Raw genomic sequence first — 23640 nt, 5'->3', positions numbered from 1 at the left:
CGTTATCCATGAAAATCACATCAGATTTTTTAGTTATTGGTAGTGGCATTGCAGGTCTCTCCTATGCTTTAAAGGTTGCCGATAAAGGGACTGTCTCTTTGGTCACAAAACGTGAAATTGATGTGACGGCCACCCAACTGGCGCAAGGCGGGATTGCAACCGTTTTTTCAGCTGAGGACAACTTTCAATCCCACGCTGAAGATACCATGGTCGCGGGAGCCTATCTTTCAGATCCTGAGATTGTTGATCTCGTCGTCCAATCTGGGCCTCAAGCCATCCACGATTTAATCGATCTTGGTGTCAAGTTTAGCCGTAAAGAAGACGATCAATACGATCTGACTCGTGAAGGAGGCCACAGTCAACGCCGTATTCTCCACGCTAAAGACGCCACTGGCAGGGAGATTGAAAGGGCACTTGTTGAAGCGGCCCTCAAGCACCCCAACATCAACCTGTATCAACACCATATCGCGGTTGATTTGATCACAGAGAGTAAAGTTCAACAAAAAAAACTCGAGACCAACAGCTGCCTTGGCTCATACGTCCTCGATATAAAAAATCACGAAGTGATCGCCTTCGGGGCTCACTTTACCATCCTGGCAACAGGTGGGGCTGGTAAAGTCTACCTTTACACCTGTAACCCGGATATTGCTACTGGTGACGGCGTCGCCATCGGCTGGCGCGCCGGTGCAAATGTTGCCAACATGGAATTTATGCAATTCCACCCCACCACCCTATATCATCCGCTGGCGAAGTCATTTCTCATCTCTGAAGCCGTTCGCGGTGAAGGTGGAATTTTAAAACGTTCAGACGGCTACGCTTTTATGCCTGACTACCACACATTAAAAGATCTCGCTCCTCGGGACATTGTCGCCAGAGCAATTGATAGTGAAATGAAGAAATCGGGAGCTGACTGTGTCTTCCTCGATATCACCTATAAGGGTGATGACTTCATCAAAGGCCACTTTCCGATGATCTATGAAACCTGTCTCGGTTTCGGAATTGATATGACCAAAGAGCCAATTCCTGTTGTACCGGCAGCACACTACCTCTGTGGCGGGCTTAATGTTGACAAAAATAGCGAAACCAATATTCATAACCTCTTTGCCATTGGTGAAGTCGCTTGCTCCGGACTTCATGGGGCCAACCGGCTGGCGAGCAACAGTCTGCTTGAAGGGGCTGTTTTTGCCAAAATAGCGGCCGATGTTACCTTATCGAGATTAGAAGAGAATTTACCATCCCATCCACATGTCCCACCTTGGGATTGCGGTAAAGCAACGAACAGTGATGAGGAAGTGATCGTTGCCCACAACTGGGATGAGATTCGGCGTTGCATGTGGAATTACGTCGGCATTGTCCGTTCAGACAAAAGATTGCAAAGAGCAATGAATCGGATCCAGATGATTCAAGCAGAAATTGATGAATATTACTGGAACTTCCTCCTCACATCGGACCTGATAGAGCTACGAAACTTAACCACCGTTGCCCAATTAATTGTTCAAAGTGCTCTGTCACGACATGAAAGCCGCGGTTTGCACTATACCATCGACTATCCCGAACGGGATGACGCTAACTTCCATCGAGACACCATCATCCCCGGTGCTCGCTTTTCCGGAAAAGGATAACACCTTGGACATTGACGCCATTCGAAAAAGTATCAACCAACTCGATGACGACCTGCTACGGATTTTTAACCAACGCGCGGCGCTGGCTCTTGAAATTGGAGAAGTCAAAAAACAGCTTGGCTTACCAGTTTATGATCCTAAAAGGGAGAAACTTATTTTTAAACGAATGCAGGATAAAAATAATGGTCCTTTAGACAATGCTGCAATCATTCGCTTATTTGAGCGAGTCATTGACGAAAGTCGCAGTCTAGAAAGAACCCACGCCAAGAGAGATCAATAATATGCTGGTTATTATGAGAAGAGATGCGACTGAAAAAAATCTAGAACAAGTGAAGAATTTTCTCGTTGAAGAGGATTGCGATTTTCATCAATCAACAGGTGTTGATCGGATTATTCTGGGTGTCGTCGGTAAAACTAAAAATATTGAAGCACAACGATTGAAGCAAATCTCCGGCGTCCTTGATATCTACAGAATTCCTGACGAGAATTAAGCAGGGTGAGCAATTTACCCACCCTGCAACTTCATATTAACCGACAACCTCTGACTTGGTAAAGATCGTTCGTAACACCTGCCCCGCCCCTTCAATGGCCTCACGCGCGCCCTCTTCGCGGTCAACCAGAGTTATAATTCCAGCCACAACAAGCCCCTCCTCCTGAGCCCGTTCAACCGCATTCATTGAGGATCCACCTGTCGTCGTCACATCTTCAAGAATCACAACACGAGACCCTGGAGGTAAATTCTTACGTCCTTCTAACCACTGCCCAGTCCCATGCCCTTTAGGCTCTTTACGGATAATAAACGCGTGGACACTACTGCCATCCAACTGAGCCGCAATGGATGTCGCCGTAGCAATAGGGTCTGCCCCCATAGTTAAGCCGCCAACACCATCAATCGGTGCCGGAAACTTTTTAACTTCCTGCCAGAAAGCCTGACCAACAAGCAGACCGCCGCGAGCATGCAAGGTCGTTTGCTTACCGTCGAAATAGAAGTTACTTTTTCGTCCTGATGCCAGGGTGACTTCACGCTCTTCATAGGACAATTCACAGATAATTGCTTTTAGTTTTTCTTTAACACTCACCCTACATCTCCTTGAAATAAGATTAAACAACTAGAGCTAAACGCCTGATTTAAGTTAAAAAAGACCCAGCTGATTAGTGTCAGTTAAACGTGGAAATCGAATTGGATATTCACCGCTGAAACAGGCATCGCAGAAATCCACCTTATGATCACCAAATTGACGCAACGCTGCATGCAAACCGGCGATATCCAGATAGCACAGGGTATCAGCTGTTATGTAACGGGCAATCTCATCAATACTGTGGGAAGCAGAAATCAATTCCTTACGCGAAGGTGTATCGATACCGTAGAAACAAGGATAGCTTGTTGGCGGACTGGAAATGCGGACATGAACTTCTTTAGCCCCGGCATTTCTGATCATTTTTACTATTTTACGCGATGTCGTTCCACGCACGATTGAATCATCAACCACAACCACCCGCTTGCCTTCAAGAATTTCACGAACCGGGTTAAGCTTAAGTTTGACCCCGAAATGTCGAATCGACTGTTGCGGCTCAATAAAAGTTCGTCCAACATAATGATTCCGGATCAACCCCAATTCAAAGGGAAGGCCGGCTTCTTCAGCAAACCCCATCGCAGCAGGCATACCGGAGTCGGGGACAGCAATAACCAGATCAGCATCAACGGGATACTTACGTGCGAGCTGGCGTCCAAACTCTTTGCGCACCGGATAAACCATTCGATTAAAAATGCGACTGTCGGGGCGAGCAAAATAGATATATTCAAAGATACAAGGAGTATTGCGTACTTTCTCCTTGAAAGGAAAGTAAGATTTCATCCCTTTTTTATCGATAACAATCATTTCACCTGGCTCAATTTCACGGATATACTCTGCTTCAATGAGATCAAAGGCACAGGATTCAGAGGCAACGACAAAAGCACCATCCAGCTTGGCAAGACTTAACGGCCGAAAGCCACTGGGATCACGCACCGCAATTAATCTTGTCTCAGTGAGAAAAGCGAGGCTGTAAGCACCTTTGACCTGCTGCAGGGATTCACAAACCCTCTCAACCAACGACTCAGATTTAGCGCGTGCTATCAAGTGAACAATAGTTTCTGTGTCTGCTGTGGTTGAGAAAATAGAGCCACTCTTTTCCAATGCGCTGCGAACTTCCGGGGCATTGACAAGATTACCATTATGAGCGACAGCGATACTACCGCGAGAATAATCAACCATAATCGGCTGACAGTTCTTCATGTCGTTGCCACCAGCTGTAGAATAACGAACATGACCGATAGCAGAGCTTCCCGGCAATTTCGTAAAGATGTCATCGTGCTTAAACACGTCTGCAACCAACCCCATCCCCAAGTGAGCTTTCAACTGGATCCCATCGGAAGAAACAATGCCACAACTCTCCTGCCCCCGATGTTGTAAGGCGTAAAGCCCAAGGTAAGTCAGGTTGGCCGCTTCGGGGTGACCAAAAATTCCAAAAACACCGCACTCTTCATGAAGTTTATCAAACATTGATATTAATGACTCCCAAATAGGAATGGCTAAAGTAACTGTTTTTCAATAAAACGGACTGCGTTCTGGTAAAGCATTAAACCCATTCCCGCTTCCGGTAGCTCTTCACGAGTCCAACGAGGATGGTGGGTCCGATGGAGATAGGCTTCAGGATGGGGCATTAAACCAAAAATACGCCCACTTTGATCACAAATACCTGCAATAGCGGCAACACTTCCATTTGGATTTGCCGGATAATCCTGAGTTGGTTGCCCTTGATCGTTGGCATATTTCATAACCGTCAAGTGTCGATCCTCAAGTTGTTGCAGCACCTCTTCATCAGCAACAATAAACTTCCCTTCGCCATGACGAACCGGCAGATAGAGGTTATTCAATCCCTGCGTAAAAACACAAGGAGAGGCAGTATCGATTATCAACTGACACCAACGGTCTTCAAAACGGTCACTATCGTTGTGCGTCAACGTACAGGTCTGATCAAGATCTCCATCCAGGGCGGGCAAAAGCCCCATCTTAACCAGCAACTGGAAGCCGTTACAGACCCCCATCACCAGCTTCCCAGCACCAATAAATTGCTGCAGTTGCGTTACGAGAGAATCAGAACTCCCGGCAACGGGGGCATGCAAAAGACGGTTGGCGCCAGCTTTGGCACTTCCGAGATCATCACCATCAAGAAAGCCACCAGCCAAATTGAGGAAGTGATAATCATTCAGATTAACCCGCCCTGTCAATAACTCAGCAATATGGACGATGTCCACAGCGGCACCAGCTAAGTGGCAGGCATAGGCAACTTCGCGCTCACAGTTGGTTCCATTGCCAGAGATAACAATCGCTCTAACGGTTTTTTCCATACTACATCTCCCGTAAAGGCGCTTGCCACGCCTGCTTTAACTGTTCCAAGGATTGATGAAGCAGTCTCTGCCCCTGCAATCCGTTGATAATCAGATCACCGTCAACAACCTGGCCGATATTACTGCAACTCTGCGCGGCAAATAACGCTTCAAAGTTAGCTTGGTTCTCCACATGAACAGTGACCAGCAAGCGGCTCTGTGATTCCGAAAAGAGGATCTTGTCTTCACGGATAGCTGTTGTCGTATCAACCTCCGTCAGATCAATCTCCATGCCGAAACCGCCAGCAAACGCCGATTCAGCTAAAGCAACTCCAAGACCACCATCAGATAGATCATGGCAAGACGCAATCAAGCCTTGCTTCTGAGCCTGGTTAAGGGTGCGATAACGGAGCAGTGCCGCGTCAGCATCAACTTGTGGGACCTGACTTCCTAACTCATTATGTTGAGCATAATATTCTGAGCCCCCGAGTTCATCAGCAGTTTTCCCAAGAAGATAGACCAGATCACCACAACGCTTTACATCCATTGACACAGCTTGACGGACATCAGCTATTTTACCAATGACCGAAAATAGAACCGTCGGTGGAATGGAGATTTTGTTATCCCCAATCTGATAATCATTCTTCATTGAATCCTTACCGGAGATCAATGGCACCCCAAAAGCAACACAATAATCATATAAGGCCTGATTGGCGCGAACTAACTGTGCCGCCTTATATCTGCCATCAGGGGTCTTACTGCTTTCAACAGGATCACACCAACAGAAATTATCCAAACCGGCAACATGATCGATATCACCACCTACAGCAACATAGTTGCGCAGACCCTCATCAATGGCGCAGGCCATCATGTGGTAAGTATCAATATCGCTATAGCTCGGACAAATACCATGGGAGACAACAACACCGGCAAAAGAGTCAAGGACCGGACGAAACACTGCGGCATCAGAAGGACCATCATTGGTCACACCGAGCAGAGGTTTGATGACGGTCCCAGCCTGAACTTCATGGTCGTAACGACGGACGACAGATTCCTTGGAACAAATATTCAAGCGGGATAGCAATAGTTTTAATTCGTGGCCAAGATCAGTGGGCTGAGAAAACTCTGGCTCTGCCAGATCTCTGGGTTGCCATTTTGCCGGAATCACTAATTGCGGGACACCATCATGAACAAAATCCATCCCCAGATAGCAAACAGTCTTCCCCTGGTAAAGACAATGGAAATAACCGGAGTCGGTAAAAATCCCAAGATCGGTAGCTTCAACATCCATCTCTGTCGCCAGGGCGATAAACGCTGCCAAATTTTCTTCAGGGACAGCCAAGGTCATCCGCTCCTGAGCTTCTGAAATAAGGATCTCCCAAGGTTGTAATCCTGGATATTTCAGAGGAGCTCGATCAAGATGGAGTTCGAATCCTCCGGTATCCTCAGCCATCTCACCAACAGAAGACGAAAGACCACCAGCACCATTGTCGGTAATTGAATTATAGAGGCCACGATCACGCGCAATAATCAAAAAATCAAACATTTTACGCTGGGTGATGGGGTCACCAATTTGAACGGCGGTTACGGGTGAACCTTCATGCAGCTCTTCTGAAGAGAAAGTCGCTCCGTGGATGCCATCTTTGCCAATCCGGCCACCTGTCATAACAATATGGTCACCAATTTGAACCTTTTTCTCATGACAAGGTTTGCCATTCAACAAACGTGGCATGATTGCAGCGCTGCCACAGTACACCAGAGGCTTTCCGGCAAAACGTTCGTCAAACACAAGAGAACCATTAATGGTGGGAATACCACTCTTATTGCCACCGTGTTCAACCCCTTCGACAACCCCTTCAAAAATGCGTCGTGGATGCAACAAACGTGGCGGCAACGGCTTATCCATAAAAGGTGAAGCAAAACAGAAGACATCTGTATTAAAGATCAAACGGGCACCCATGCCTGTCCCCATACCGTCACGGTTAACGCCAACAATTCCTGTCAGGGCTCCACCGTATGGATCGAGTGCACTGGGAGAATTGTGGGTTTCAACTTTAAAAACAAGACTCCAGTCAGGGTCAAATTCGATCACCCCGGCATTATCCTTAAAGACTGACAGGCAGTAATCATCAGCACCTAGATCCTTACGCACCTGATCCGTGGCTCCAACAATATAGGTTTTAAACAGCGAATCTATGATTTGCACCTTCCCAGCTTCATCTTCATATTCGATCTTGGCTGAAAAAATTTTATGCTTACAATGTTCACTCCAAGTTTGCGCCAATGCCTCCAATTCGACATCAGTCAGTTCAGCTCCCAACCCGAAACGCTGACGCTCCTGGACAATCAGAGGGTCAGCGACATGTTGCTTAATTTTATGCATCTCCTCAAGATTGAGTGCCAACATACCCTGCCTGCTGATATCCAGCAGTTGTTCATCAGATATTTGCAAATTCAACGTTCTGACTTCTGGGGAAGCATCACTGGTGACTTTAGGGACCGTCGCATGGACACCTATCTGGGGATGAAGCTCATCACCGCTTAAAATTGTCCAGTATTGAATCAAGCCGTTCGCCAAAAAATCTCTGGCAACCTTTTCGGCCAACGATTTGTCCGTTAGCCCGGTAAACAGATATTGAGTGGAGGTGTAGACAGCTTCTCCATCTGCAAAAGGGCGTCCTGTCAGATACTGAATCGCCTCTTTTGCAGTGCGCCCGGTATTGTCAGTGACTCCTGGGCGGAATCCAACCTCGATCAGCATATCAAATTCGCTCGCCAACGGTTGATTAATCGCATATTCCTGAATCACAGGATCAGAGAATGGACCTGCCGCAACCTGTTCAACCTCGGTACTACTCAGAGCAGCATCAACAGTATAAACGTCTAAAGTCCGCACGGTTAAAAGATCGAGGTGGAGATGTTCTTCGATTTCTCGACGGATATGCTCTCCACGGGCATCTTTTATATTCTTTTTGAGTCCTACAATGATTCTCCAGGCCATTTTCTCTCCGAAAAAAATGATGTTATCTAAATTGAGGAAACCATGACAGCACTTGCATTAAAGCACGAACTCGCTTGTCTTTGTTGGCCAACAATAATTTCCGCTGTGAGGCCACAATCACCTAAAACCTTACGAAAAGATTCAACGGCAAGGGTGGGACAATTATTCTCTTCACTTAAATGTGCCAGGAATATGGCTTCAAGGCCAGGCCAGCAGATCTCTTCTAATAGTGAACAGGATTCATTATTTGATAAATGGCCATGCCGGCTTCGAATTCGCTGTTTCAAATCCCAAGGGTACGGACCATCCTGTAACATCTTTTCATCGTGATTGGCTTCTAACACCAATACGCGACATTGTTTAAGTTGTTCTGCAACTAAACGTGTCGACATCCCAAGATCCGTTGCAAAACCAATTTTCCCTTCACTGGACTCAATGGTAAAGCCGACAGGGTTAACAGCGTCGTGGGTCGTAGAAAATGAAGAGATTGATAAATTTTGGAAAGAAAATGTCTCCCCAACAGTGAAATGGTGCAAAGCTTTGATTTTTCCCAATTTCGGTAACGAAGCGTGGGTTAGACGATCAAGATGCACAGGCAAGTCATAACGTCGTGCAAGGGGACCAATGCCACCAACATGATCGTGGTGCTCATGCGTTACCAGAATTCCATGTAAATCCTCACCAGTCAAACCAATCGTCGAAAGGCGGCGTTCGGTCTCAACCCCTGACAATCCGGCATCAATAAGTAAACGGCTGCCATCAGCTTCGATCAATGCGCTGTTTCCACGACTACCGCTTGCCAGCAAACATACTCGCAATTGACTGTTCCTTTCATCCCCCTGAGGAGCGTTGCCCTTATACCTAAAATTGTTGCATGCCGCAAGGATAAAACCCATAACTATTTTCATTGAAAGTCATTTGCAAACGGCGTAACTTTATGTAGTCTTTAAGTAAGTGGTTCCGTTTCAATGTTGTTGGTCGAGAACCTATACAAACATATCATTCAACACTTATAAATATTTTTCAGGAGGCTCCATAATGTCTGTAAAAGTAGCGATTAACGGCTTTGGTCGAATTGGTAGAAATGTCCTGCGGATTGCCAGTCAATCAAATGCTTTTGATGTTGTTGCGGTCAATGACCTTACCGATGCGTCAACCCTGGCACATCTCTTTAAATATGATTCTGTCCACGGGACCTTTGCTGGTTCAGTGAAGACAGAGGGTGATAATCTCATCGTCAATGACAAGAAGATTAAAATTCTTTCCCAGCGAGATCCAGCCTTACTTCCATGGAAAGAGCTTGGGATTGACATCGTGATTGAATCAACAGGATTTTTTTCCGCCCGCGATCTTGCCGCTAAACATTTGACCGCTGGAGCTAAAAAAGTCGTTATCAGCGCACCAGGCAAGAATGCAGATACTACCATCTGCATGGGAATCAATGAAGCGCAATATGACCCTTCAGCCCATGATATTATCTCTAACGCCTCCTGCACAACCAATTGCCTCGCTCCAATTGCCAAAGTGCTACTGGAAGAATTTGGTATTGTCAGGGGAATGATGACTACGGTCCATTCCTACACCAACGATCAGAAGATCCTCGACCTTCCACATCGTGATTTACGGCGCGCCCGTGCTGCGGGACTGTCAATGATTCCAACTACGACCGGGGCAACAAAAGCAACTGAAATGGTAATACCACAGCTCAAAGGAAAACTTCAAGGGATGGCCATTAGAGTTCCAACGCCTAATGTTTCTCTGGTTGATCTTGTTGTTGAAACCGAGAAAGCGACCACCATTGAAGCGGTAAATGCTGCCATGCGAAAAGCTTCAGAAACCAATCTCAAAGGAATTCTCGACTATTGCGAACTGCCATTAGTCTCACGAGATTTTAATGGTTCTGCAGCATCATCGACCTTTGATTCATTGGTCACCAACGTCCTCGGCGGCACTATGGTTAAAACTTTGACCTGGTATGACAATGAATGGGGTTACTCATGCCGGGTTTTTGACTTGGTCTGCTATATCTCCGCCCATTGATTCTCCGATCGGCTGAACAACTGTTAAAAGTTTAAATATTAACAACTCAACAATGTAGTTCTGGAGATGTAGATGCTAAACAAGAAAACGCTCAAAGATATCAATGTCCGTGGCAAACGGGTTTTTTGTCGCTGCGACTTCAACGTCCCCATTGATAGCAACGGGAAAATAACTGACGACACCCGGATTCAGGCGGCTTTACCCACTATCCGTTACCTGATTGAACAAGGGGCGAAAGTAATTCTCGCATCTCACCTTGGGCGCCCGAAAGGGAAGCCTTCTGCTGAATTCAGCCTGCGTGCTGTTGCGACCCGCCTAAGCGACCGCCTCGGTCAAGAGGTCACCATGGCTCCCGACTGCATTGGTGAGAAAGTTCAACTTCTCGCTAACCAACTTCAGGAAGGTCAGGTCATCCTCCTCGAGAATGTCCGCTTCCATAGTGGGGAAACTGATAATGATCCCGCATTCGCCGCACAGCTCGCGGCCTTGGCTGAGATCTACGTGAATGACGCTTTTGGTACGGCGCACCGTGCACATGCCTCAACAGAAGGGGTGGCTCGATTATTACAACCTGCTGTCGCAGGCTTTTTAATGGAGAAAGAACTGCAATATTTAGGTGGCGCACTGGCAAATCCACAACGCCCCTTTGTCGCCATTCTTGGCGGGGCGAAAGTCAGTGATAAAATAACCGTCATTGAAAACCTGCTATCAAAAGTCGACACCATTTTAATCGGTGGCGGGATGGCATATACCTTCCTCAAAGCTCAGGGTGTTGAAGTTGGCCAGTCTTTAGTTGAAGAAGATCGGATAGCACTCGCCGGTGACTTGTTGGATAAAGCTCAAAAACAGGGGATAAAGTTTCTCCTACCAATAGATCATCTTGTTGCTGAGACATTTGCTGCAGACAGTGCATTCATTACCGTTCAAAATGCTGACTTTCCAACCACCGGCATGGGGCTCGATATTGGTCCCGCAACGATTCAATTATTTGAACAGCAGATAACTGCTGCAAAAACCGTTGTCTGGAATGGCCCTATGGGGGTTTTTGAGTTTGCCAATTTCGCCAAAGGCACTTTTGCAATAGCAAAAGCCTTGGCCGACTCAGACTGCATGTCAATTATTGGTGGTGGTGATTCTGTTGCTGCTGTAAATAAATCACATCTGCAACAACAGATGACCCATATTTCCACTGGTGGTGGTGCTTCACTTGAGTTCCTTGAGGGGAAAACTTTGCCTGGTATTGCTGCCTTAACTGACAAATAAAAAAAGCCTTGATAAAGTTATGAAGGGATAGATGATGCGCAAACCACTTATTGCCGGAAACTGGAAGTTAAACAAAACGATTAACGAATCACAGCAACTCTCTCGGCAATTGCTTGAATCACTCGGCACTGTTAGCAATAGAGAGATTGTCATAGCGCCTGTATTTACAGCGCTGAACGCGGTATCTGAAATCATTAAATCCTCATCAATCCTACTCGCTGCACAAAATTGTTACCCGGCAACAACGGGTGCTTTTACCGGTGAACTCTCCCCCCTGTTTCTGCAAGACGCCGGTTGCCAATATGTGATTATCGGTCACTCCGAACGGCGGCAGTTGTTACATGAAACAAACGCGTTTATCAATCAAAAATTAATCGGGGTCATTCAAGCGGGATTAAAACCCATACTCTGTATTGGCGAAACTTTACAACAACGAGAAGATGGACAAATGCTGGAGATCTTGGGTCAGCAGATTAAGGAAGGACTTGTCGACTTAACGACGGACCAGATGGCAACAGTCGTCATCGCCTACGAACCTATCTGGGCTATCGGCACAGGAAAAACAGCGAGCAGCGAACAAGCTCAGGAAGCCCATGCATATATTCGAAGTTTATTGCAAGAGATATTCAACTCCTCCGTGGCCGAACAAACAAGAATTCTCTATGGCGGTAGCGTCAAACCCGACAATATCGACACCTTGATGGCGCAAACAGATATCGATGGAGCCCTCGTCGGCGGTGCCAGCCTTAAAGCAGAAGATTTCGTTCGCATTGTACGTTTTTTGTAACGCTTTCAGATCAACTGGAAGCTGCGTAACAGAAAAATCCCCAGGGTTGTAAAAACCAACGATCCTAGTGAGGTCGCGGCAATTATAGCAGCCGCAAGATGGTGATTTCCTCCCATCGCTTGAGTCATAGGGTAACTCGCGGCAGCAGTGGGTGAAGCACACATCAAATAAAGCACTCCTAAGTGCTCGCCACGTAAGCCGATAAAAATCCCACCAAGGGTTATCGCCAAGGGGACGAAAAGGAGTTTCCCGGCGCTGGCCCAATAGAGAGCTTTTGAAGCATGGAATTCATGCAGTCGAATCGAAGCACCAGCACAAAGTAAGGCCAGAGGCAAAGTCATCCGCGCAAAATAGCCTCCGGTTGTCAAGAAAAATTCAGGGACCTTCAACCCACTCAAAGAAATAAGGACTCCCGCAATGATTGCCAGAATCAACGGATTTTTACCAATATTTATAAAAATTTTGCTATAGCTGGTTTGAGTTGTGGGATGAGTTTGATGCCCTGTCAATGTGATCACAGCAAGAACATTAAAAAGGGCCGTTAAAACTGCTAGATAAATTGACGCTGCTGCGACCACCTTATCACCAAAGGCACTGAGACAGAACGCCAAGCCGATGATCCCCATATTACTGCGAAACGCACCTTGGACAAAAGCTCCACGGTCAAAACGGTTATCCAGGTGAAGAGCTATCACGCGATCAATAAAGACAAAAACCAGAAGAGTTGCTAAAACGGCGTAGCCAACAAGTTTGACGGGCAGATTGTGGAGAAAGTCTGTTTCTACTAATTTGATAAAGAGCAAACATGGCAACGTGACCTTAAAGACCAAATCCGCCCCAACACTGGCAAACTCATCTGAAATCCAGCCGACACGCTTGAAGAGAATACCGAAACCAAGCATGCTGAAGATTGGCGCAGTAATCGCGAGAGAAAAACCTAAATCGGTCATCATGCGGAAAAACTCTACTTAAGAAAGGGAGATGAAAACAGAGAAATACTGTCGCTGGGGACTAAAAAAAGATTTCAATCCCCAACGACGTTGAATAAATTAGACTTAAGACTCTTTCAGAGCGTAGCCTGCACCTCTGACGGTATGGATTAATTTTTTCTCGTACTTTTGATCGATTTTATTTCGCAGATAGTTGACATAAACATCGATGATATTGGTAAAAGAGTCAAACGTGTAATCCCAAACATTCTCAGCTATCATCAGTCTGGTAAGGACGCGATTCGGATTACGGATAAAATATTCCATAAGAGCGTACTCTTTGGACGTCAAAGAGATCTCATCACCGGCACGCCACACTTTATGCGCAACGGGATCAAGACGGAGATCAGCAAAGAAGATCTCGGCCCCCCGATCATTCGAGCCACGACGAATCAAAGCACGACACCTGGCAACCAACTCAATAAAAGCAAACGGCTTAGCCAAATAATCATCAGCGCCAATATCCAGTCCTGAAACCTTGTCATCAACCGAATCACGTGCGGTTAAACAAAGTATTGGGGTCATGATTTTCTTTTCACGCAGATATTTGACAGCTGCCAAACCATCCATTTTGGGTAACATGATATCCATCAAGATCAAATCATAGGTACCTGATTCGGCCTTTTTGACACCTTCCTCACCGTCGAAAGCGGCGTCAACAGAAAAACCTTCCTCTTCAAGGCCTCTTTGAATAAACGTTGAAACCTTTTTTTCATCTTCAACAACAAGAATACGCATCGCTGCTCTCCTTTTCCTGCAATAGTCAGCCTCACACTGAAAAATATTTGTGTTTGGTGGCTCAAATTTATAATAATAAGAAACTTATTAGTCCAAGCTAGCAGAAAACCTCTGGACCCTCAAGAAAAAACAACTCAAACACGGTTCCTATTAAAAAAAATAATACCAAAGTAAATCCAATCTCCCTTTTTTTATTAATGCTTTACCGGAATACCTCATGATCTCTCGGACTTTTTCTCGATATTCAGAGCTATAGCAATGAACTTGACAATGTTTACATGCAGGTTTTTCAACTAAAGGACAGTTCAGTCTGCGCTCAATCGCATAAAGCAAAAACGTTTGACATTGTTGGCAACAGCTAAAACGCTCCAGCGCCGCAAGTTGAGGATCTAAACCAGACAGAGACTCCTTTTTTAAAGGGTGATGGTCATGACAATAGACGGAGGTAAACAACGCCAGAACTTTCAAGTCTTTTTTCTGCTTACGGGTCAGCGTTAGGTTGAGATGGCTCGATTGCTTTTTGATACGCTTAACCCTCCTTAAAACTTGCCGCCAAATCTCGCATACGTTGCAGGTCACGTCGGGTGATGACTTTCCCTTGGACCGAAATGATCTCTTCATCAGAAAGCTTGCGAAATGTTCGTGACAACGTCTCACTGGTTGTTCCCAGTTTAGATGCAAGCTGACTTTTGGAAACAGGAAGTTGAACCGTTGCTGCTGTTTTATCACCAAGACTGAGAAGATAGCGGGCTAAACGTGCAGGGACATCACGGAAGGTCAAATCCTCAATCTGGATGGTGAACTCACGTAAAAACCGGGAGAGGCCAGAAATAATGTTAATGGCTAAATGGGGATGAGAACAAAGAAGATCAAGAAATTCCTTTTTAGGAAAGAACAACAGCGTTGAAGCAACCAAGGTTTCAGCAAAAGCTGGATAACAACCATTATCAAAGATAGCTGCTTCAGCAAAACTATGACCAGGTAAGACCACATGAAGAATGCGTTCTCGCCCCTCAAATGACAACTTATAAACCTTAACTTTCCCGGATGCGACGATATAAAACCCATCAGCGTCTGCACCATCTTCAAAAAGAATCTCTTCTTTAGCAAATTCACGCTGACGCAATATTGATGTCAACAATTTCAAATCGTCAGTCGTAACCCCGGAAAACAAGGGACATTGTCTAATAACCTCGGAAAATTTTATATCCATCATTCACCCACAAATAAACAAAAGGGATTACCCCACACCGTAGTCTTTGCTATAATATTCAATCAATTAACCTAAGAGGATTAATTTATGAAGTCATATTCAACATTTATAGTTACCTTTCTTATCCTTGTCAATTCATTAAGCTTTGCTTTTGGTCAGGACATCACCCTCTCTTGGGATCCCAGCCCGACTGCAGGGGTCGATGGCTACAAAGTCTATTACAAACATGGGGATATGATTTTACCCTTTGATGGATCTGGAGCCCAGGAAGGTCCTTCACCTGTTGATGTTGGCGACACCCTGTCAACAACGCTGACAGGTCTTAATGATGGGGTAACCTACTATTTTTCAGTAACAGCCTATCAGGACCCTGATGTTGAAAGCACCTTTTCCAACATCGTCAGCAATAGCTGGCTCCCCGCGCTTTCGATTCCTGACAATAATGCCACCGATGAGCCAGTCCCTGTAACCTTCAGGTGGGAAACTGCCCCCTCAGGATATGACGTTAATTATACCCTTTTTTATGGCACGGACAGAGATGAAGTGACATCTGCAACCGCAATCACGTTGCCCCCACCCTCCCCTAAAAATCGGATTATCCCTATTGGGCTCGTTCTTATCTTGACGCTCTTCCTGCTCAAGCAACTAAAGTACCGGCCACTCATAGCCGCGCAGCAATTCATGAACCCGGTTTATACCTTGATGATCGTGGTCTTAGCTGGGGGAATTTTAAGCGCTTGTGGGGGTGGCGGAGGTGGTGGCGGAGAAACATCAACCGAACGTTCTGCGACCAGCACCGAGACTTCAGAACCCGACTCAGTCCTGTATTCGATTAATAAGGGGAGCAGTGATTATCACCAAGCTTTTGATCTGACAGGTTCAACAACCTATTATTGGAAGGTAGTCGCAACTGACACACAGGATCCAAACCTCACTTATGAGAGTGAAGTCAGATCTTTTACGACCGAAGACTTTTAATAAAAGTCACGGTTATTGTCCCGGATGCAACCCATGTTTTTTAAGCAGATCATAGAATGTTGGTCGACTGACCGCCAACTCTTCTGCAGCTTTGAGAATATTCCCTTGAGCCTGCTCCAATGCATGCTTCAATAACACCCGCTCTACTTGGCGTCGCCCCTCTTTGAGAGTCACCCCGGTCAAATCAAACTCGCCATTAAAAACGGTTACATTCTGTGGTTTTTGCTTAGCATGAGATTCTGTCATCTCGGCTGCGGCCTGTTTTTCTTCAAAACCCAGATCGCAGGGTTCAATAATTGGACTTTCGGCCATAACAACAGCCCTTTTCACCTTATTCTCCAACTCCCGAACATTTCCTGGCCATTGGTAAGTTCGCAACCATTCTATCGCAGCGGAACTATACCCTCTCACCTTCTGACCAAATTCCTGTCCGAAACGACGCAGAAAAATATTGGCGAGGAGCTCAATATCTTCACCTCGGTCCCGTAATGGGGGCAAATCAATAGTAATAACCCCGATGCGGTAATAAAGGTCCTCACGAAATTTGCCGCTTTTTATCGAGTTTTGGATATCGACATTAGTTGCCGCAACAATTCTTGTGTCAACTGAGATGTCATCTCGACCACCGACCCGTTGAATGACCTTTTCCTGCAAAAAACGGAGTAGCTTCACTTGCAGAAGCGGTGCCATTTCGCCAATTTCATCAAGGAACAACGTTCCCCCTTCGGCATATTCAACTTTTCCCTGAACCCGATTCTGTGCTCCGGTAAATGCACCTTTTTCATGACCGAAAAGTTCACTCTCCAACAAGTTCTCAGGGATTGCACCACAGTTTATAGCGACGACATTGCCATCTTTACGAATTCCTCGATTATGGATCGCCCGAGCAACAACTTCCTTACCGGTTCCACTCTCCCCAAGAATAAGGATAGGGACATCTATGGAAGCGACTTTCTTGATCATGGCAAAAACTTGCTGCATCTGCGGACACTGGCCGAAGATACCACTATAACCGTTGCTTTGATCGAGCGATGCAGAGATCTGGAGTCGATGATTTTCATCTTCAAGACTGGCAAGGTGGAAAGCCCGGGAGAGAATAATTTTCAATTCATCCAGATCTATGGGTTTGTGGTAATAGTCATAAGCGCCTGAAGAGACAGCGGCCAAGGCATTGGCGTGGTCCTCATTTCCCGACAAGACGATAATTTTGGTTGCAGGCGCCTGTTGCAACATGGATTGTAAACAGCGTAAACCCTCAGTCGCACCATCAATATCAGGAGGCAAACCCAGATCAAGGGTAACGACTCGGGGAGAGTGCTGTTTAAAAAATTTCAACGCTTCGTCGACAGATTCAGCCAACAGAATGCGGTATTCCTTACCCAACCCCCACTTCAACTGCTTCCTTATTTCTGGACTATCATCAACAATGAGTAATTTTTGCAAAATAATCTCCAGTATAAATCATAAATCTGGGCTAAAATTATTTAATTCTGTGAAGCGGCCAGAGGCAGTAAAAGGGTAAACGTTGTCCCCTCCCCTTCAAGACTGTGGACTTCAATTGTACCACCATGCGATTCAACAATCTGCTTGCACTGATAGAGACCAATACCAAAACCATGCTTCTTGGTTGTTTCAAAGGGTTTAAACAATCGGGTCTCAACAAAATCTGCGGACATCCCACAACCACAATCACTAATCTCTACAAACGCCTGTTTTTCTTTTTCTCCATATTTTACCCGTACGAAATCATCCTTTGATTTGGTAGCTTCAATAGCGTTGACAAACAGATTCAAAATAACCTTATAGATCTCTTCCTCGTCAACTGCAACACGAACAGATGAACCATCGATATCAATATTGGAACCGGCGGTTTCAGCTGCTTCACCAATAATTTTATCTAACGATACCGAGGCAATCACCAGTGCTGGTTTCTCCTTAATATTCTTCAAGCGACCAATAAGGCCCTTCATATTTTTAACCGTATTGCCAACGGTCTCCAACATGTCCTGCTGGAACTCGGGATTATCAATGTAATCCTTGGCATTGTCGAGCATCAGAGACAACCCTGAAACTTGATTTTTCAAATCATGAAGGACAAAGGTGGAGACCTTACCGATCGCCGCCAACTCCCTGGAAATCGTAAGCTGCTCAGATAAACGCAAGCCCTGCACCGTAGCGATAGCTTGTCGGGCCAACATCCGCAACAGATCATAATCTTCATAAGTCAGAATCTCATCTGCATCAATTTGTTCACCAAGGACAATAAAGCCCGCTAACCCTTCATCAAAGAAGAGTGGGACAACAAGAAAAGCACCGATATCATCAAAGGATTCAACCAGGGAATTGACAAGTTCGGGGTGTTCTTCCCGAAGATTGATAATCCACTCTTTTTGCTGCAGATTAACCACCAGCGGATCCGTTTCGGCAAAAGGACGCCAATCCCGCCGCGAGTTAAATGCAGAGGCATAGACGTAGGTCTTAGTTTCATAATCGTAAAGATAGAGGGCCGCCCCCTTGCATGCAAGAGAGTCACAAAACAATTCCAGAATTGAGCTTTGGATGTCACTCAGGGTCAATCCCGATGTCATTCGATCGGCAAATTTCTTCCATTGTTCCTGATAGTCATACTTACTCTGATAAAAATTTTTATGCAGAATAACTTTTAGCTTCCGTCGCAACTTCTCGGACAGAAACACAATGGCGAGACCCAAAATACTGAGCAGTAGAAGTCCTGAGAATATCTGTTTCGTGTGAGTGAGATTCAGATAACGCAACCCTTCTCCCACAATTCCCAATAAGATCAGATAGCCACCGACGATCAGCAACACAAAAGAACGATGGGCAATGCCACGCGAGAGCGCTAACTTGCTGCCGGAATCGCGGTAGAAATATGAATAGCCAAACAACAGACAAGCACAAAACACCGCAAGAGAGCGGATCGCCAAATAATTCATGTTGATTGAGCGGTACAACAGACTTTGACTAAAATAGAGAGCAAAAGAGACCAGTAGCAAGCCACTGCTCAAAACAATCAGTTTCACTCCCCAGCGTTGCGTCTGATGCAGCCCCGAAAGGGTCCGCTCCAACTGAACTAATCCAAAAACCAGATAGATCATCAACAGCAGATAGACAACAAATCCTTGCTTAGTCAGAAAAAAGATCTGTTCTTCGGCAAAATCGGGAGAAAAAAGAAGATTTTCTATAGGATTAACAATGACCGCAAATAACAAAGCGAGGGCGAGCACGACAGAGATCCAAAAGCCCTTCCCTTTATATATCTCTGAATTATCCCGAAAGGCGGTCTTGGTATGGAAGTAACAACATAAAATGGCAATGACTTCAAAAAAAAGACCGTACTTGCGCCAAAAAAAGATCTGCTCTGGCTGCTGCAAGGACCTTAAGTCGATAAAAGCCAATCCCGAAAAGAAAAACAGCGCCGCAACCAGAAGCAGAGTTGCAACCTGATAAGGACGGCGCAGGAGTAGAATCCCCCCCACAAGGGGGCAGATAATAATATTTGACCAGAGTAAGGCTTCAGTTAGCATCTAGCCTAGACGCCCAACACCAAAGTATTCAAAACCTTCATTGCGGATATAGTCAGGTTCATATTGATTCCGGCCATCAAAAATAATTTTCTTCCGCATGGTCCGACTCATCGCAGCGAGATCAGGATTTCTAAAAGGTTTCCACTCTGTGACCAGCAATAAACCATCAACCTGCTGCAACGCCTCATACTGGTTACCAACCAAGGTCACATCCCCAGATTCAAACCATTCAGCTGGTAATTCGTGCTGTGCTGTTTCCATTGCAACCGGATCATAGGCCAAGACTTTCGCTCCAGCTGCCAGGAGATCAGCTAACAATACCTTGGCAGGCGCTTCACGCATATCATCAGTTCCCGGTTTAAACGATAGTCCCCAGACACCAAAAGTCATGCCAGACAGGTTGCCATCAAAACGCTTTTCAAGTTGTCGGGTAAACCAGCGCTTTTGCTGCTGATTGCGTTTTTCGACAGAAAGCAAAACCTCAGGAACATAGTCAACCCCCTGAGCCATACGAATAAGGGCCTGAACATCCTTCGGGAAACAGGAACCACCATAACCACAACCAGGGTAGATAAACGAGAAACCAATACGCCCATCAGAACCGATACCCCGCCGGACATTTTCGACATCGACATCCATCAACTCACAAAGGTTTGAAATTTCATTGATGAAAGATATTTTCGTCGCCAGCATCGAATTAGCTGCATACTTGGTCATTTCTGCGTCACGCACTCCCATAAAGATTGTGCGTTCATGGTTATGGTTAAAAGGTGCGTACAATTGACGTATCAAATCCTGTGCCCGTGGGCTTTCGGTACCAACAACAATCCGGTCAGGTTTCATAAAGTCGTCAATAGCCGCCCCTTCTTTTAAAAATTCAGGGTTGCTCACGACATCAAATTCTATCTCAACCTTGCGTTTATCAAGTTCCTCCTGGATGGCAGCATGAACAAGATCAGCGGTACCGACAGGGACGGTAGATTTATCGACAATCACCGAATACTGCGTCATCAATTGACCAATTTCTCTGGCAACAGCGAGAACATATTGTAGATCTGCAGATCCATCTTCACCGGGAGGGGTTCCGACGGCGATAAAAAAAAGATTCGATTCAGTAATGGTATCAGCAAGACAAGTACTGAACCCCAAACGCCCTTCTTTAAAATTGCGTTCAACAATAGTCTCGAGACCGGGTTCATATATAGGTAAATGTCCCTGCTTTAATCCGTCAATTTTTGTCTGATCAACATCAACACAAGTGACACGATTCCCCATTTCGGCAAAACACGCCCCACTGACCAAACCAACATAACCGGTACCAATAACAGTAAGATTCATAAATCCCTCCTCTGGAAAGATTGCGATAAGATGATGAGTTCACATACGGGTAACTAAAAAATATCGGTAGCTTACAACTCTTCAGAAGAAATGTGAAGGTGGAAGAAAGGCAGAATCTAGGTTTTTTTCCACAGAAGACACTGAAATCACAGAAATGCAGTTGTCTGCCGCAGATAGGGGCGGATAAAATCTGATGAAGATCTATGACTGGATTAAATCAACAATCAAAATCAACGTGTTTCCGACAAATTGACTGAAAGTTAGCGCTAGTCATAGTCATTTATGGTATTATCGGATACAAGTTCACTTTATCAGAAAAAGAGTCGTCATGGACCGTCTTATAGAAACCCATCGGAAACAGATTTTACAATTGGCACGGCAGCGGGGAGCAAAACAGATTAAAGTTTTTGGCTCAATGGCAACCGACAGAGCCACAGCATCCAGCGACGTTGATTTTCTGGTTGAAATGCACAGTGGGAAATCTGCGTTTGCTCTTGGCGGGCTGCTCAAAGATCTTGAAGAACTGCTGGGCCGCCAAATAGACATGAGTACACCTAATGGTCTTCATCCGGCGATCCGCCATAAGATATTGCAGGAAGCCATTGAACTATGATAGATCCAGAGCGTGATCATATATATGTAGCACACATGATCGAGTGCATCCAACGCATTGAGAGTTATGTTGGCATGGATAAGAATAAATTCTTCCAAGATACACTGCTGCAGGATGCAGTCATGAGAGTGTTGCAAGTCATGGCAGAATCAAGTCAAAGACTTTCTGAAGATATAAAAACTTTACAACCAGGTATCGATTGGCGAGGTATCTCAGGTTTTCGCAATATTCTTGTTCATGACTATCTGGGAGGAATCGACCTTGATTTAATTTGGCAAGTGATAGAAACTGAACTACCCCGACTGAAAAAATCCTTGATCCAAATGAGATAGCGATCCATCCGCCAGCCTGAACAAAACATTCTGCCATTCATAAACAAAATCACCTGAAGAACCAGCATCCTGTGCTAGACCTTTTTAAATTTCTTTGCGATCTTCGCGTGCTCTGCGAGAGGTATTTTTTGACTTTTCCCCTTAAGATCATACATCATGTAACAGGGATTTTAGGGATAAAGTGGATAAATCAAAACTTGCTCCTGATGTAGATACAAGGATGTAATGGTTTATCCCCAGTATCCCCTTCATCCCTGAAGATTGGATTTTGTCTTTCTTAATGACAAAACAATTTTATCAAGTTCAATCCGTATTTATCTGTGTCAATCCGTGGCCAAGATTAGTTTTTTATCTAGGAATCATCACCCTGAACTCATCAGACAGCAATTGCAACTGCTCTTTAAGTTTTTGTTTCGCGTCGGAATCGCCATGAACCAGATAAATTTTCTCAGGCTTATGACGCATCCGTTTCACAAAATTTATCAGATTCCTTTGATCAGCATGGGCAGAATAACCGCTCATCGTATAAACACCAGCAGCAATATCATAACGTTGACTGTCCAATATCACATAACCATGCGCAGGACCATATTGTTGAATTTTTTGCCCGGGTGTCCCTTCCGCCTGATAGCCGACAAAGAGAACATCCGTGCGTGGGTCACCCAGAAGAGCTTTGAGGTAATTGACAATCCGTCCGCCTGAACACATTCCGCTACCGGCAATGACGATACAGGGACGCGCTGTCTTCTGTAGATAAGCAACGGTGTGTAAATGATCCTGATGGGTATCAATGGTGGTCATCTGCTCAAATGCAAGGGGATGTCGACCCGACCTGTACCTATGACGCGCTTCAGCATCCCAGAGTCGAAATAACTTTTTATAGGCATCAGTAAAACGACTGGCAAGAGGAGAATCGATAATGATCTCCAAATCATCCCAAGGCAAGTCTGATGTCGCTTGCTCGGTCCGATGACGATGAATCAAATCTTCTAGCTCATACAGAAGCTCCTGCGTCCGACCGATACTGAAGGCTGGAATCAAGATCGTACCACGATCGGATAAAGCTTTTTCAATGACTTGCTTCAATTGAGCTTTGCGTTCACGGCGTCCACTGTGATTGCGGTTACCATAAGTGCTTTCAAGAATCAGAGTATCAGCGCGATAAGGGGATTGTGGTGCCGGCAGTAAAGGGGCATAGGGTGCGCCAAGATCGCCGGAAAAAACGACTCGTTGCCCGCTGACATGACACTCAACATAGGCAGAGCCAAGAATATGACCTGCAGGTTTCAATTTTATTTTGAGTCGATCTGGCGCGGGTGAGATTGTCTGCCACTGCTGAAACGGCACCGGAACAATCAGTTTTTTAAGTTGGTTCAGAAACTGATCGATCAGCCGTCGATTGCGGGTAAAACCAATCTTGACCGCATCCTCTAACACGAGCGGAAGTAGCACCGCTGACGCCTCAGAACAATAGATTGGCCCGTTAAATCCAGCGGCAAGTAAGTACGGGATACGACCAACATGATCGATGTGCACGTGGGTGACAATCAGGGCTTTGACCTGCTCGATGGAAAAATTAATCTCCTGACTCTGCTGCTCATCACCCTGGAACAGGCCGCAGTCAATCAGGATTGAAGCATTTTCAGCATAGATAAGTTCATGACATGAACCAGTCACACCTTGTGTGGCTCCATGAAAATGAATGTGTGGATACATGATTCCCCCCCTCTAAAAATCATCTTGACAGGATCAACAGGATAAAAGCAGATATTAAATCTTACCCCTAAAACTGTTTTTCTGGCTTTTGACTT

22 protein-coding genes are annotated in these 23640 nt (G+C 45.5%); 9 read left to right on the top strand and 13 right to left on the bottom strand.

Annotated elements, in window-relative coordinates; translation table 11 throughout:
* Positions 1 to 8 precede the first annotated feature (8 nt).
* Genes nadB through BLU87_RS10655 form a run of 3 tightly spaced genes read left to right on the top strand, consistent with a single transcriptional unit; the run spans position 9 to position 2113 of the window.
* The gene (gene nadB, locus BLU87_RS10665) at positions 9 to 1622 is read left to right on the top strand and encodes an L-aspartate oxidase (RefSeq protein WP_092348011.1); all 1614 of its coding nucleotides are present in this window, start codon (positions 9 to 11) and stop codon (positions 1620 to 1622) included.
* 4 nt (positions 1623 to 1626) lie between these two features.
* Positions 1627 to 1902, top strand: coding sequence for a chorismate mutase (locus BLU87_RS10660; protein ID WP_092348008.1), 276 nt, complete (start codon positions 1627 to 1629; stop codon positions 1900 to 1902).
* Between the two features lies 1 nt (position 1903).
* A complete protein-coding gene (locus BLU87_RS10655; protein ID WP_092348005.1) occupies positions 1904 to 2113 on the top strand; it encodes a hypothetical protein in 210 nt (69 codons plus the stop codon).
* A 36-nt stretch (positions 2114 to 2149) separates the two neighbouring features.
* On the opposite strand, the gene pyrE is transcribed toward BLU87_RS10655, so the two are convergent.
* The 5 genes from pyrE to BLU87_RS10630 are packed head-to-tail and all read right to left on the bottom strand — an operon-like array spanning position 2150 to position 8811.
* Positions 2150 to 2701 carry an orotate phosphoribosyltransferase gene (gene pyrE / locus BLU87_RS10650; protein WP_092348002.1) on the bottom strand — a complete coding sequence of 184 codons (552 nt, stop codon included), beginning with the start codon at positions 2699 to 2701 and terminating at the stop codon, positions 2150 to 2152.
* Positions 2702 to 2755: 54 nt separating this feature from the next.
* A complete protein-coding gene (purF, locus tag BLU87_RS10645) occupies positions 2756 to 4165 on the bottom strand; it encodes an amidophosphoribosyltransferase (RefSeq protein ID WP_092348000.1) in 1410 nt (469 codons plus the stop codon).
* A gap of 29 nt (positions 4166 to 4194) precedes the next feature.
* Positions 4195 to 5013 (bottom strand): phosphoribosylformylglycinamidine synthase subunit PurQ, encoded by an 819-nt coding sequence (locus BLU87_RS10640; RefSeq protein ID WP_092347997.1) that lies wholly within the window; start codon positions 5011 to 5013, stop codon positions 4195 to 4197.
* A 1-nt stretch (position 5014) separates the two neighbouring features.
* Complete coding sequence (locus BLU87_RS10635) at positions 5015 to 7993, bottom strand: phosphoribosylformylglycinamidine synthase subunit PurS (protein WP_092347994.1); 2979 nt, start codon at positions 7991 to 7993, stop codon at positions 5015 to 5017.
* A gap of 26 nt (positions 7994 to 8019) precedes the next feature.
* A complete protein-coding gene (locus BLU87_RS10630; RefSeq protein ID WP_092348500.1) occupies positions 8020 to 8811 on the bottom strand; it encodes an MBL fold metallo-hydrolase in 792 nt (263 codons plus the stop codon).
* A 220-nt stretch (positions 8812 to 9031) separates the two neighbouring features.
* Between BLU87_RS10630 and gap the strand changes: the two genes are divergently transcribed.
* The 3 genes from gap (at position 9032) to tpiA (ending at position 12083) form a co-directional block, all read left to right on the top strand.
* Positions 9032 to 10033 (top strand): type I glyceraldehyde-3-phosphate dehydrogenase, encoded by a 1002-nt coding sequence (gap, locus tag BLU87_RS10625; protein WP_092347991.1) that lies wholly within the window; start codon positions 9032 to 9034, stop codon positions 10031 to 10033.
* 72 nt (positions 10034 to 10105) lie between these two features.
* A complete protein-coding gene (locus BLU87_RS10620; protein WP_092347989.1) occupies positions 10106 to 11296 on the top strand; it encodes a phosphoglycerate kinase in 1191 nt (396 codons plus the stop codon).
* 34 nt (positions 11297 to 11330) lie between these two features.
* Positions 11331 to 12083, top strand: coding sequence for a triose-phosphate isomerase (gene tpiA / locus BLU87_RS10615; protein WP_092347986.1), 753 nt, complete (start codon positions 11331 to 11333; stop codon positions 12081 to 12083).
* 5 nt (positions 12084 to 12088) lie between these two features.
* Here the strand turns inward: tpiA and BLU87_RS10610 are convergent, their stop codons facing one another.
* From BLU87_RS10610 to BLU87_RS10595, 4 genes are all read right to left on the bottom strand, one after another.
* A complete protein-coding gene (locus BLU87_RS10610; RefSeq protein ID WP_092347983.1) occupies positions 12089 to 13036 on the bottom strand; it encodes an AEC family transporter in 948 nt (315 codons plus the stop codon).
* Between the two features lie 102 nt (positions 13037 to 13138).
* Complete coding sequence (locus tag BLU87_RS10605; protein WP_092347980.1) at positions 13139 to 13810, bottom strand: response regulator; 672 nt, start codon at positions 13808 to 13810, stop codon at positions 13139 to 13141.
* A 150-nt stretch (positions 13811 to 13960) separates the two neighbouring features.
* Entirely contained in the window at positions 13961 to 14431 is a 471-nt protein-coding gene (locus BLU87_RS17865; RefSeq protein WP_092347977.1) for a nitrous oxide-stimulated promoter family protein, read from the bottom strand.
* Positions 14340 to 15026, bottom strand: coding sequence for a Crp/Fnr family transcriptional regulator (locus BLU87_RS10595; RefSeq protein WP_217637495.1), 687 nt, complete (start codon positions 15024 to 15026; stop codon positions 14340 to 14342). Before BLU87_RS10595 ends, BLU87_RS17865 begins: the two co-directional genes overlap by 92 nt.
* An 84-nt stretch (positions 15027 to 15110) precedes the next feature.
* On the opposite strand from BLU87_RS10595, the gene BLU87_RS10590 reads away from it, so the two are divergent.
* A complete protein-coding gene (locus tag BLU87_RS10590; RefSeq protein WP_092347971.1) occupies positions 15111 to 16001 on the top strand; it encodes a fibronectin type III domain-containing protein in 891 nt (296 codons plus the stop codon).
* 12 nt (positions 16002 to 16013) lie between these two features.
* On the opposite strand, the gene prsR is transcribed toward BLU87_RS10590, so the two are convergent.
* The 3 genes from prsR to BLU87_RS10575 are packed head-to-tail and all read right to left on the bottom strand — an operon-like array spanning position 16014 to position 20884.
* On the bottom strand, positions 16014 to 17444 hold the full coding sequence (gene prsR / locus BLU87_RS10585; protein ID WP_092347968.1) for a PEP-CTERM-box response regulator transcription factor: 1431 nt from the start codon (positions 17442 to 17444) through the stop codon (positions 16014 to 16016).
* 41 nt (positions 17445 to 17485) lie between these two features.
* Entirely contained in the window at positions 17486 to 19546 is a 2061-nt protein-coding gene (prsK, locus tag BLU87_RS10580) for an XrtA/PEP-CTERM system histidine kinase PrsK (protein WP_092347965.1), read from the bottom strand.
* Positions 19547 to 20884, bottom strand: coding sequence for a UDP-glucose dehydrogenase family protein (locus BLU87_RS10575; protein ID WP_092347962.1), 1338 nt, complete (start codon positions 20882 to 20884; stop codon positions 19547 to 19549).
* Positions 20885 to 21212: 328 nt separating this feature from the next.
* On the opposite strand from BLU87_RS10575, the gene BLU87_RS10570 reads away from it, so the two are divergent.
* The gene (locus BLU87_RS10570) at positions 21213 to 21497 is read left to right on the top strand and encodes a nucleotidyltransferase family protein (protein WP_092347959.1); all 285 of its coding nucleotides are present in this window, start codon (positions 21213 to 21215) and stop codon (positions 21495 to 21497) included.
* A complete protein-coding gene (locus BLU87_RS10565; RefSeq protein WP_092347956.1) occupies positions 21494 to 21829 on the top strand; it encodes a HepT-like ribonuclease domain-containing protein in 336 nt (111 codons plus the stop codon). Before BLU87_RS10570 ends, BLU87_RS10565 begins: the two co-directional genes overlap by 4 nt.
* Positions 21830 to 22177: 348 nt before the next feature.
* Here BLU87_RS10565 and BLU87_RS10560 read toward each other — a convergent pair whose 3' ends face one another.
* Positions 22178 to 23545, bottom strand: a complete 1368-nt coding sequence (locus BLU87_RS10560; protein ID WP_092347953.1) for an MBL fold metallo-hydrolase — start codon at positions 23543 to 23545, stop codon at positions 22178 to 22180.
* Positions 23546 to 23640: the final 95 nt, after the last annotated feature.

The sequence above is a fragment of the Desulfuromusa kysingii genome, from assembly GCF_900107645.1.
GTDB classification, from domain to species: Bacteria; Desulfobacterota; Desulfuromonadia; order Desulfuromonadales; family Geopsychrobacteraceae; genus Desulfuromusa; species Desulfuromusa kysingii.
The sequence above is the reverse complement of the archived record's forward strand: the minus strand, read 5'-3'. Positions and strand labels throughout refer to the sequence as shown.